General features: G+C 43.3%; 5 protein-coding genes. 4 read left to right on the top strand and 1 reads right to left on the bottom strand.

The window, feature by feature from the left end:
- The first annotated feature begins 419 nt into the window (after window positions 1–419).
- The 3 genes from O9334_RS03670 (at window position 420) to O9334_RS03660 (ending at window position 2508) form a co-directional block, all read left to right on the top strand.
- Window positions 420–683 (top strand): HypC/HybG/HupF family hydrogenase formation chaperone, encoded by a 264-nt coding sequence (locus O9334_RS03670; RefSeq protein ID WP_045359865.1) that lies wholly within the window; start codon window positions 420–422, stop codon window positions 681–683.
- Window positions 684–952: 269 nt separating this feature from the next.
- Window positions 953–2065 carry a hydrogenase formation protein HypD gene (gene hypD / locus O9334_RS03665; protein ID WP_287999431.1) on the top strand — a complete coding sequence of 371 codons (1113 nt, stop codon included), beginning with the start codon at window positions 953–955 and terminating at the stop codon, window positions 2063–2065.
- An 89-nt stretch (window positions 2066–2154) separates the two neighbouring features.
- Complete coding sequence (locus O9334_RS03660; RefSeq protein WP_045359862.1) at window positions 2155–2508, top strand: hypothetical protein; 354 nt, start codon at window positions 2155–2157, stop codon at window positions 2506–2508.
- On the opposite strand, the gene O9334_RS03655 is transcribed toward O9334_RS03660, so the two are convergent.
- Window positions 2505–3002, bottom strand: a complete 498-nt coding sequence (locus O9334_RS03655) for an HNH endonuclease (protein ID WP_002759301.1) — start codon at window positions 3000–3002, stop codon at window positions 2505–2507. The genes O9334_RS03660 and O9334_RS03655 overlap by 4 nt on opposite strands.
- Window positions 3003–3367: 365 nt before the next feature.
- Here O9334_RS03655 and O9334_RS03650 point away from each other — a divergent pair, with 365 nt between their 5' ends.
- Complete coding sequence (locus tag O9334_RS03650; protein WP_287999428.1) at window positions 3368–13030, top strand: DUF4114 domain-containing protein; 9663 nt, start codon at window positions 3368–3370, stop codon at window positions 13028–13030.
- Window positions 13031–13249 lie beyond the last annotated feature (219 nt).

The following is a 13249-nucleotide window of genomic DNA, read 5'->3' as shown; positions in this document are numbered from 1 at the left end:
AGGGCATACCGGAACCTTTGGGCTCGATCCAATAAACGCTTGGGGAGAGAATACCTCTACTTTTTCAGAAGCAATTCTGTCTAAGCAAGTAATCTCTGTGAACCAAGAATCCCCGTCTCTTTAGAGCGGGGAGTGTCAACCTTGCCTAGATACTATCCAGAGTCTGGGACAGGGGAAATCTTAAAAAAGATACGGGAAAAAAGCTGTTCTTGAGGGCAATAGTCCAGAATGGCAGGTAAGACCAAGTAAAAAGGATAACCTTTGATTACGTTTTCCTTTTGGGGAGCCAGTCGTCGGGAGTCAATACCAAATTAGCTTATACTTCATCTTTATGAGAAGGGCTGTCAGTTGATATTACTGCAATCTCTAGCCCAAAAATCGGCGCATAATTAACAAAAACTAGATTTAAGGTAAAAACTATGTGTTTAGGCATACCGGGACAAATTACGGCAATTATTGATGAAAACCATCATCTTGCTCTCGTCGATGTGGGGGGTGTAAAAAGAGAAGTAAATATCGCTTGCATTGTTGATGAAGACCATCCTGCTAATACTTGTGTAGGGGATTGGGTATTAGTTCATGTGGGTTTTGCCATGAATCGAATCGATGAAGATGAGGCGCAAGAAACCTTAAATTTATTAACACAATTAGCGGAATTAGAGGAAGAATTTAATCATAATTAATGTTCTTAAAGTAGTCACCCATAAATTAATGCTGTTGTCTATCTTAAGAAATGTAAGTTACGGCAATTATTACTGACGACCGGCGACCGAATCCAGTAAGCTAAGACGCATTTAAACCGCTTATTCTTAGATTAGCCGAACCTCCCCCAATCCCTTTACTGTTGCAAGAGTGCAAGAGTGCCTTTTGCCTCGTCTCAACAAGCAATTTAAATTACGAACAGCTTATTAACTTTACTTTTGTCCAACCACTTATAGAGAGAAAGCTTGTTATGAAATACGTTGATGAATTTCGTGATCCCGTCAAAGCGGCAGGATTAATTCAACAAATTGAACAATTATCGATAAGAATCTCTGAAAAGCGGGAAAAAGTTACTAAAATTATGGAGGTTTGTGGAGGTCATACCCACTCAATTTTTAAATACGGTATCGAGGCCATACTTCCCGAAACTATCGAATTAATTCACGGGCCCGGATGTCCCGTTTGTGTAATGCCGCGAGGTCGTTTAGATGATGCCATTTTTCTCGCACAACAACCGAACGTAATTCTGACAACTTTTGGCGATACTATGCGTGTCCCCGGTTCCCATTTGAGTCTGCTGCAAGCACGAGCAAAAGGTGATGATATTCGCATGGTTTATTCTCCTCGCGATGCCTTAAAAATTGCCAGAGAAAATCTCGATAAAGAAGTAATATTTCTAGCCTTAGGTTTTGAAACAACCGTTCCTAGCACAGCTTTAACCGTTTTAGAAGCACAAAGAGATGGCATCAATAATTTTAGTTTATTTTCTAATCATGTGGTGATTATTCCCGCTCTGAAAGCCTTGTTAGATAACCCAGATTTACAGTTAGACGGTTTTGTTGGTCCTGGTCATGTCAGCATGGTAATTGGCATAGAACCCTATCAAGTTATTGCCCAAGAATATCATAAACCTGTGGTAGTTTCTGGGTTTGAACCCTTGGATATTCTGCAATCAATTTGGATGGTATTAAAACAATTAGATGAGCAGAGATGTGAGATCGAAAATCAGTACGATCGAGTGGTACAAAATCAAGGAAATAGAGTCGCTTTATCGGCAATCAAGCAAGTTTTTGAACTGCGGGATCAGTTTGAATGGCGAGGTTTAGGAGAAATTGCACAAGGAGGGTTAAAACTGCGAGATGAGTACAGTAATTTTGATGCGGAGAAGAAATTTACCTTACCCAATCAGCGTGTTAAAGATCACAAAGCTTGTCAGTGTGGCGAAATTCTTAAAGGTGTTTTAAAACCCTGGGAATGTAAAGTATTTGGTACTGCTTGTACTCCCGAACATCCCATCGGCACTTGTATGGTTTCTAGTGAAGGTGCTTGTGCCGCTTATTATAAGTATGGTAGAAATCAGTAAATTTTTTTTACTGATTAGGTTCCTTTCCGGTGAGAAAACGATAGAATTCTTACCAGAAGAAATTAACAATCTCTCGGTGATAAAAAAAAATGAAGATCAAAAATAATCTGGGTTTATTTGGCTTAACTACCTCTCTGCTGCTAGTTATCGCTTCGGAAATCGTTCTTGCTTCCCAAGAACAAACCCTAGAACTGCAACCAAGTCAACCCCCCAGCGCCGATTTTTTCAAACCCGTCACCAATCTAATTAAAGATTTAAACAATCAGGGAGTAACTATCACCGATCCCAATGATCCCATGGCGGTGCGCTACCGAGTCAATTCCCCCTGTGCTGGTTGTTCAGTTTATCTAGGCACGGGAGTTGCCAATCCTCGCACCCAGACTAATAATAATGGCATGGGAATCAATTTTGGTCTTGGTTTCACCATGCCCTTTTCACCCTAAATGCCGATGACATATTTACGCCATTCGTGATTGTGATTCCCCCTGGTGTGCTTTAATAGCTCAAAGTGGAGACTGCTGTAGGGACGACGGGGTTGGGCGTGCAGGGACATATTGGCCTCTTTTGGTGTACGATTGCCCTTATGCACATTACAACGCACACAAGCCGCCACTAAATTCTCCCAGGTATCACCCCCTCCGCGAGAACGGGGAATCACATGATCGATGGTTAATTGTTCACCTCGGTAGAGACAGTATTGACAGGTGTGATGATCTCGTTCGAGAATATTACGACGGGTTAAAGGAATTTCCTTGTAGGGAACACGGACGTATTGCCTAAGACGGATAACAGAAGGTAGCGGTAAGTCACGACAAACCACTTTTCCGTTATGTTCTAGGGATTCAGCTTTTCCTTTCAACAATAAAACGATCGCGCGCCGCCAACTGGTAATATTTAGCGGTTCGTAGGAGGCATTCAACACGAGAACCTTGCTCATAGGTGTCTGGAGATCGCTTGAATTTACCCCGAATGGTAACACAGATCACTGAGATGGGAACCTATTATTCACTGTTGGGGAAGTGGGGAGCTTTTTTCAGCGCGATCGCCGATCTGGTAGGATTGGCAGTTAATCATATTATTAAAAACGGATTTAATATAATTAGCAAAACTAATGATATATATATATATGCAAATAATTTATATATAATTGACAGTAAAAAGAAACGCCCTTAAGATGCTAACAAAGATTAATTTAATGAATCAAGCTAGACATCCAATCAGAAGGCATAAGTGGATTCTCCAACACTTCCCCCAATACTTCTAGAAGATGGCTCAAGTCTTTTGGGAGTAGATCAGACCTTGATGGCGACAGCGCCATCTATGCTGGCTCCGACAACGCCAGAGGTGACTCCTCTAGTCACACCTCTCACCCCATCTTCTCCTAGCAATTTTCTTGCTCCCGTGAGCGCGGGGGTAAGCGATAACTTAGCTAATCAAAGTGACTCTCTGCTATCAACCCCATTATTAGTTAATCCAGAGGCTGCTAATTTCTCCTTTTCAGACCAAGATACTTCTTGGACAGGAACCCCTCAAGTCACTCAACTAGATGATTTAGGCGAGGTTTTAGTCGTTCCGGGTAATCCCTCAGAAAGGGTGAATATGGTTGTCCAGTGGACAGTGCGAGAGGCAGATTTTAATAATGAAGTGGGATTCTTTCTGGTGGATGCTTCAGGTCGAGTAGAAGGTATCGCCCCCGGTGAAGAAGGATTCGCCGAAGCCGCTTTAAGCAGTCCCAGCCGACAAACTCTCTTCAATTCGGGTAATCAAGCGGGAAATTGGCGGGAATTCACCGTTGCGGGGGGGAGTCGTCTAGGGTTTTATGTGATTCAAAACGATACCAGCGCTAATTGGTTAGAAAATAATCGACAAAATCAGGGTCAATCTGGGTTAGCTTTTTTCTCCCTAAAAGGAGCTAATCCTGATAATTTTGATCATTCCCAAAGTAGTCATCTTGGTCGCGGAATCTGGCGGCTTAACTGGGAAGATTTGACGGGTGGAGGAGATCAAGATTTTAACGATGTTGTTTTTAATATTGCTCAAGCAGGAATTGTCTTAGCCGGAGACAAAGGGCAACAGGTTCCCCTCACAGTCGAGGCTGTCAGTCAGGATAATACTTTTCCAAACGAGATGGGTTATTACCTGGTTGATACCCCGGATGGCGAGATTAATGGGATTAAACCAGGGGATCAGGGTTATTTAGATGCGGCCTTGTCAGGCGATCGCCACCAGGTAATTTTTGCCTCTGGGAAAGGGTTTGATAGTAAAACGTTTAACGTCCCTTCTGGGAAATATCTGGGATGGTATCTAGTCGCTAACGGGACGACAGAGCAGGCGATCGCCAAGGGGGAAAATGCCCCGCCGGTTTTCTTTTCCTATGCGGCGGCGAATGAGGATGGTTTAAATCATGTCCATGCTCAACAGGATAGTCAGACCTGGGCCTGGGAAGATTTTTGGGGCGGTGGCGATCGCGATTTTAATGATTTAGTGTTTCGGTTCAGTTTCGGGGAACCAATTGGAGAACCGATTCAGTTACCGTCTTTGAGCATTGAAAATACCACAGTGACGGAGGGGAATACAGGAACTCAATCTGCTAATTTTACAGTTCGTTTATCAGCCCCTACAAACACAACAGTAACGGCTCAATTTACAACGAAAGATGGAACCGCCCAAGCGGGGACAGATTATGAATCTTCGACGGAAATTTTGACGTTTGCACCGGGAGAAGTGGAGAAAAATATCGCAGTTGCTGTCAAGGGCGATACAATTAGCGAGCCTACGGAAACCTTCACGGTCAATTTAACAGGAGTGACCAATGCTATCCTGATTCAAGGTGAGGGAATTGGCACGATTCTAGATAATGATAATTCGCCGAATCCACCTGATAATAATCCTCCCGTCACCGATGCCGATAAGACTATTACTTTACCAGAAGATAGTCAACCTATCCCCTTAAATATTAATCCACCTACAGATATTGATGGGGATACTTTAACGGTTTCTATCACTCAATTACCTGATAATACTAAAGGAAAAATCACTTTAGCTGATGGTACAGTTATTAATGTGGGTGATGAGATTTCGATTAATTCTCTAACTTCTTTGCTATACACACCTCTAGCAGATGTTAATGGTAATGGGGGCAATTTTGTTTATACTGTGAGTGATGGTAAAGGCGGGAATGGTAGTCAAACAATTAGTTTTATTATCACCCCTGTTAATAAAGCTTCGACGGATATTGAGCTTGGGGATAATAGTGTAACTGAAAATGCCTTCGGAGCAACCATTGGCAATATCACTATAACAGACCCAGATACATTAGCAGAGTTCCGCAACAATGCTGTTACTGTCAATGATGAACGTTTTGAGATAGTAAATAATGGCGGGACTTTTCAATTAAAACTGAAAAATGACCAGAGTTTGGACTATGAAACCGAACCAAAGGTAACTATCGCCCTCACCGCCACTGATGGGGGTAATACCTCTCTGACCTACAGTAAGAACTTTACCCTTAATGTTATTGATGTCGATGAAAACATTGAAACTCCAACCGTTAGCGCAGCACTCACCAACGATACGGGAACGAGCGACAGCGATCGCCTGACACTCGACCCCACTGTTAAAGGACAGACAACTGGGGCTACCTCTCTGCAAGGAAATCTCAACGGTAATGGTTTTGTTGATATTAGTAATGCCCTCAATGATGACGGCAGTTTTACGATTTCTTTCGAGCAGTACAATCTGTTGAGTAATGGTTCTTTCCCTGCGGGTGACTATACTCTGGAATTAAAGGCAAGGAATAGCTCCGGTCAAGAATCGCAGGTAGTCACGGTGAGCTTTACCCTTGACTGGACTGCCCCGCCCCTGAGCTTAGTACTAGCTCCCGAAAGCGATACGGGAGAGAAGGGAGATAACGTTACTACAGCCTATAAAGTTAATCTCATCGGTCAGACCGAACCCGGACTGGAAGTAATGTTGGTCGAAACGCAGCAGAAAGCAGTCGCTGATGAGACGGGAGCATTTAGGTTTAATGATGTTGCCCTGCCCTCTGCTGGCAAAGCTCCCTATTCGTTGATAGTGTCGGATGCGGCGGGGAACCAGGGGCGAGCGCAAGAGTTTTTGACGCGGGAAGGAATTAATGGTGCGCCGGAAATTACCAGCACTCCAGTAGCGCAGTTTGACCAGGCAACTCAAGTTACCTACGCCTATCAAGTAGAAGCGATCGATCCCGATGGGGATGAGTTAAGTTACCGACTCATAAATGCTCCCTCTGGAGCCAAAATTGATGGAAATGGTTTGTTGACTTTTACGCCTTCAGGAAATACCACACCGTTCTATGATTTTAAAGTGGAAGTCGGTGACGGCCGGGGAGGTGTAGAGACGCAAACCTTTACCGTAGAAGTCCTCGGCGTTGGTGAAGGGTTAGGTACTATTCGAGGGATGAAATGGGAAGACCTTAATGGTGATGGTAAACGCAGTTTCTATTCTGCTCTTTTTAGAACAAACGGAACAGCCTCAATTATTCCGTCTGCAACAACGGAAGGGGAAAGTTATATTAATCTAACCCGCGCAACAGGTAATCAGTTTGGTACTGCTTTCCTCAACAATTCCCTCGATATTGTCGATGGGAACGGAAATATTGCTTCTTTTTCTAGTTACTTCCAATTTTCTCTAACCAATCCCGGCGGGCTTCAGGGTGGAGGAGATAGTATTACTTTCATGATTGCTCCGAGTAATACTGCCACGAGATATGACGGGTTGAATAATAGCGTTGCTGTGGAGTTGGATACTTACAATAATGGGGCGATTGATGATAATAGTAATAACCACGTCGGCATCCTGATTAACGGAAACCGAGATGCGATCGCCCAAACTACGGTTTCTCCCTCCTTCAAAAATGGCGCACGTTGGAATGTCTGGATTGACTACAATGGTGCGACTCAAACTTTAGAAGCCAGAGTCTCTCAAGACCTCACTCGCCCAGTCAATCCAACCGTTTCTTCAGTTGTCAATATTCCTGCCATTCTCAACCGAGAAGATGTTTTTATCGGTTTAGCAGCCAGTACCGGAGGAGCTTGGGCGCAACATGATGTTTTTGCTTGGGATTTCGAGGTGAAAGGGACTGAGATTGATAAATCTATCGATATCCTTCCCAATCGAACAATTGAGCCGGGATTGGCGGGCGTTACGGTTTATTTAGACCTCAATGATAACGAATTTCTGGATCAAGGTGAACCGTTCCAAGTCACGGCAGAAGACGACCCCAATACGCAAAATATTGATGAGACGGGACGATATGAGTTTAACTACCTCCAACCCGGCACCTATGTCGTTCGGGAAATCGTTCCCGATGGATATATACAAACTGCTCCGATTGGTACTGTACTTGGTTCTATGTTTGACGGGGACTTTAACGACGAGGATTGGTCGAGTTCCTACCTTGTAGTATCGGGAACCCCAACCATTACGGAAATCTCTGAAGACCAACGACTGACTGGGGGAAATCCCGGTGCTTATCGTCACATGATCCATCATTGGGGAGGAGGAAGGATCATCGTCTATCACCGTTATGAAGATTACACCTTCGACCCATCGGTACGCCCTTTTGACACTATCGATTATGTAGAGGATGTCAGAGCGATTAACATTTCTGGTGTCATCGGTCAGGGAATGGCTATTTTCCAAGGCGGCGATATTTTCCGAATGTTGGGCAGAGCATTCGGTAATTTCGACTGGCAGACTTGGGCGGTAGGCAATTTAAAAGAAGAAGACTTTTTCTCAGATTTCACTGGTAATCGTCCAGATTTCTCGGAAAATGGCGCACCGATGCAGTTTGGTTACTGGCGTTCTAATACCAACAACGGTCAGAGAATTGAACATGGCATCGATGATTGGTCGGTTACGTTAATTGATTCTTCCACAAATTCCTATCTGGTCAACCTTAGTGCCGGGGAAATAGTTGAAAAAATTGACTTTGGCAATGCCCTAGCGGGTTCGGTCAACATTGCTCCTCGCATCGTCTCCAATCCCATCACCACAGCCTATATCGGCGTACCGTATCAGTACCAGGTGGCGGCGATCGATGGGAATGGCGATGCGCTCACCTATACCCTGCTCAAAGCTCCTCAAGGGATGAAAATTAGCGATAAGGGGGTGATCACTTGGGCTACGGGGGCGATCGGTAGTTATCAGGTGGAAGTCCAAGTCGATGATGGTAAAGGTGGGATTGTTAGCCAACTGTATGATTTGAATGTTGCGGAAGTCCCGGTTGATGAGGAAGCCCCTGAAGTTGCCCTTGGCTTTAGTGAGACGGTGTTGAGTGTGGGGGAAACGGTCAATTTCCAAATTTCGGGTAACGATAATTTTGGTTTAGCGGATCTCGATATTTCTGTGGGTGGCGAATCTTTAACCCTGAACCCAGCAAATATTGAACGGGGAACGATTTACACCGCTTCCTTTACCCCAGATAAACCAGGTATTTTTGAGGTGCTGGCAACGGCGACAGATTTTGGCGGCAATAAGGATACGGAAACCCTTTCTGTACGGGTACTCGATCCCAATGACACCTCGGCACCGATCGCCCAATTAGATATCAGCGACTTCGATCCTCTCAATCTAGTGATTCGTGAAAAAACAGAGATTAAGGGGACGATTAACGACCAGAACTTAGAATTTTATCGAGTTGAACTTGCTCCTGTTAGCTTAATCGATCTAGGTAATCCCGCCGCTAAAGATCCTGATTACATCACGATTGCAGAAGGAACGGGCAATATTGATGGGATATTAGCCAGCATCGATCCTGCTCTTTATCGTAATGATAATTACTTTGTCAGAATCTATGCCCAAGATATTAATGGGAATGTCACAGTTGAAGGTTTTGGAGTCGGCATTGACTCTCAAACGAAACCCGGAGAGTTCAGCCTCGACTTTACTGATTTATCCATTCCCTTAACCGGAATTCCCATTGAAGTGACTCGTCGTTACAGCAGTCTTGGTGCTAATTTCCAAGGTGACTTTGGTTATGGTTGGGAACTCGGCTTACAAGATGCCCAAATTGTAGAATCAGCACCTACAGGGGTTGATCTCAGTGAGGATAATGGCCTTTTTGGTAATTCCTTTACGGAAGGAACGCGGGTAACACTGACGACACCTGATGGACGGCGAGTCGGCTTTACTTTTACCCCTGAAGTGTTTAGTCCCAGTGCTGGCATTTTCTTAGGACCAGACTATTATGCTTGGCGACCGAAATTTACCCCAGATCCGGGTGTTTATGAAACTCTAGAAGTGCCTTATGTACCAATAATGCGCCTGAAGGATGGCTCTTTTGGGATCTACTTGTTCGGCACGACCTACAATCCCCGCGATTACATCCTGACGACGAAAGACGGCACGAAGTACAGCTACAGTCAAGTCAACGGCTTACAAAAGGTAGAAGACCGCAACAGTAATACCCTAACCTTTACTGATAACGGCATTACCAGTTCTACCGGGGCAAAGATTGACTTCATCCGCGATGCTCAGGGACGCATTACGGAAATCATCGATCCCGATGGGAAATCGTTGAAATACAGCTATGATGCAAAAGGCAATCTCATCGAGTTTGGCGATCGCACCAATAACGAAACTACCTTTAAATATGAGGCTGAACGCGACCACTACCTCACTAAAGTCATCGACCCGTTAAACAGAACCAGTGTTCGCACGGAATACGATGATAACGGACAGATTAGCAAGATATTTGATGCGGATGGCAATGCCCTCGATATTAACTACGATTCGGCTACGTCTCGCCAAACGGTTAAAGATCCCTTTGGCAATACCACTACCTACATCTTTGATCCTCGCGGCAATGTGGTCAGCCAAATCGATGCCCTTGCAGGGGTGACGGCAAGAACTTACGACGCGAACAATAACCTATTGAGTGAAACCGATCCCGAAGGCAATATTACCAGTTATACCTACGATAATCGAGGTAATAAACTCAGTGAAACTGATGGCGAAGGTAACACAAAAACTTTTACTTACAATGCGAATAATGATATTTTGCTGGAAACCGACGCTTTAGGGAATCAAACCGTTTATACCTACGATGGGAAGGGAAATCTGACAAAACGAGAAGACGCTGAGGACAATATTACCACTTATAACTACAGTCTCAATGGTTTATTAACCACCGTCACCGATGCTAATGGTAAAAAGAGTACCTTTAAGTATGATAATCGTGGTAACTTAACTGAATTAACCGATCCTACGGGAGCAAAAACCACCTTTACCTATGATAGTAATGGACGAGTAGCGAGTGTTACTGATGCTTTGGGTGCTATTACTAATTATATCTATGATGCTCAAGGACGCTTAATTCAAAAAGCAGACCCCGAAGGTAGTAGCTGTGGCTGTGCAAGGGGTATTACTAAAACCGAATATAACGCCGCTGGGGAGAAAATCGCCGAAATTGACGCATTAGGAAGACGTACAGAATACCGTTATAATGATCGTGGTTTATTGATTGAAACCATCTTACCTGATAGCACTCCTGATAATTTAAGCGATAACCCTCGCACCCAAAATCAATACGACGCTTTAGATCGTTTAACGGGTTTTATTGATGAATTAGGACGTAAAACTATCTATATTTATGATGCTTTAGGGCGAGAAATTGAAGTAATTTATCCTGATAGTACCCCTGACAATTTAACCGATAATCCCCGCACTAAGAAAGAATACGATAAAGCTGGGCGAAAAATTGCCGAAATTGACGAATTGGGTAATCGTACCGAATTTAATTATGATCAAGCTGATCGCCTTTTAACTGTTACTAATGCCCTGAATCAAATTACTAGCTATAATTATGATGCAGACGGGCGACAAATTGCCATGACAGATGCGTTAGGGCGCATCACTGAGTATGATTATGACGAGCTTGATCGCCTTCTTACCACAACTTATGCTAATAATACAGTAATGACTACCACTTATGATCCTTTAGGACGAGTGATAGCAGAAACCGATTTAGCAGGAAATACCACTAATTATGAATATGACGCTTTAGGAAGACTAACGGCGGTAATTGATGCTTTAAATCAACGTACTGAGTATAAATATGACTTAGTGGGTAATTTAATCGAGCAAAAAGACGCAAATGGTAACATCACTAAGTTTGAATATGACAGTTTACGCCGTCTAAAAGCTACCATCTTACCTGGTGGACAACGTAACGAGACAATTCACGATAAAATCGGTAATTTAATTAAAGTAACCGACTTTAACGGAGCAGTCACCACCTATAAATATAATGAGCGTAATTGGTTAACGGAAAAATCCTTCTCTGATGGTACAGCTACGGAAACCTTTACCTATACCTTGACAGGTGAATTAGCTACCGTTATCGATAACCGAGGGATGACAAATTATGTTTATGATGAGCGAGACAGGTTAATTAGTCGTACCGAACCCGATAAACGCACTATTAGCTATACTTACGACAAGGCTAGTAATATTCTTACCTTAACCGTACCTTCAGGCACAACTACTTATAGTTATGATGCGTTGAATCGCCTTGATACTGTTAAAGATGCCGATAATGGAGTAACAGACTATAATTATGATGCGGTGGGTAATTTGATTAAAACAGTCTTCCCCAATGGGGTGATTGAAAATCAACAATATGACTTATTAAATCGCTTAACCTACCTCGAAAATCCCAATGATACGGGCATTATTTCTAGTTATACCTATACCCTAGATGCAATGGGTAATCGGGTAAAAGTGGTAGAAAATGATGGTCGCACTGTGGAGTACACCTATGACAATCTCTATCGCTTAACCCAAGAGAAAATTACTGACACTGTAGCAGGTAACAAAACGATTACTTATAGTTTTGATGCAGTAGGAAATCGTTTAGAAAAAGTCGATTTAGTGGAAGGTAAAACTACATATAACTATGATAAAAACGACAGATTGTTAAAAGAAATCCTTGGCGGAAATGTTACCCAATATCAATACGATGAGAAAGGTAATCTCCTTGCTAAGGTAGAAAATGGCGCAACTACCACTAATTATGAGTGGAATGCTAAGGGTGAATTAACCGCGGTAGAAGTCACGGAAAACGGCGAAACGGGACGCATTGAGTTTGAATATGATCACAATGGTATCCGAGTGGCGATTGATGTGGATGGTGAGGTGACTCGCTTCTTAATCGACAACAATCAACAGCAATACGCCCAAGTGATTGAGGAATATCAAACTAATGGTACAGTTAATACTACCTATACTCACGGTTGGGATTTAATCTCCCAAGATGACGGTGCAAATCGGATTTACTATCAAGTGGATGGTTTAGGTAGCACTCGTTTGATGACGGGTAATAATGGTTCTGTCGTCGTAGAATATGATTATGATGCCTATGGTAATTTAACCCGTAAAGTCGGGGATGCGGAGAATAATTATCTGTTTGCGGGTGAGCAGTTTGATGATGCGGTAGATGGCTATTATTTACGAGCAAGGTATTACAATCCAGCGACGGGGCGGTTTGTTTCGGGCGATCCGTTTGAGGGGTATAAAAGGCAGCCTGTGACGTTAAATGATTATTTGTATGGGAATGCTAATCCAGTTATTTTTATAGATCCGAGTGGATATACTTCTCTGGTGATGTATTCTGCACTTAATTTTATCCCTCAAGTATCGCTGCCATCATTAATAGTGTTAGGAGAGTTTATCTTAGTTACTGGAGTTGCCGTAGCAGTTGGTCTTTACATGAGTAGCATCATAACATCAAAAGAAAAAGATAAAAAAGGTAGTCCTGGTCCATCTACCGGTACGAGTGGGAATGATGGTGGTGGAAATAATGGTGATGATGAAGATCCGAAACTTCCCAAAGTAATAGAAGATTTAATAGATAAGGTTCGTTCTGAAGCTGCTAAAGAAGTATTAGAAGATATAGACGAAATTCTAGAAGCATTTTTAAAGTAGCTCCGGTAGTGTGATCGCTTGATCTTGTATTGCGATCGCCGCTCTTGTAGTGCGATCGCCCGATCCTGTAGGTTGGGTTGAGGAACGAAACCCAACATCATCCCTCATTGTCTCCTATTGGTGTGTGTTGGGTTGCACTTCGTTTAACCCAACCTACGGGTTATGATGATGTTTGATGGCGAGCCTCTGTCGGTGGGGTTGAGTGCGATCGTTCTTGTC

The organism is Microcystis sp. LE19-8.1F (genome assembly GCF_027531715.1).
GTDB classification, from domain to species: Bacteria; Cyanobacteriota; Cyanobacteriia; order Cyanobacteriales; family Microcystaceae; genus Microcystis; species Microcystis wesenbergii_A.
Note: the sequence above shows the minus strand (reverse complement) of the source record. Positions and strands in the feature narration are given on the sequence as shown.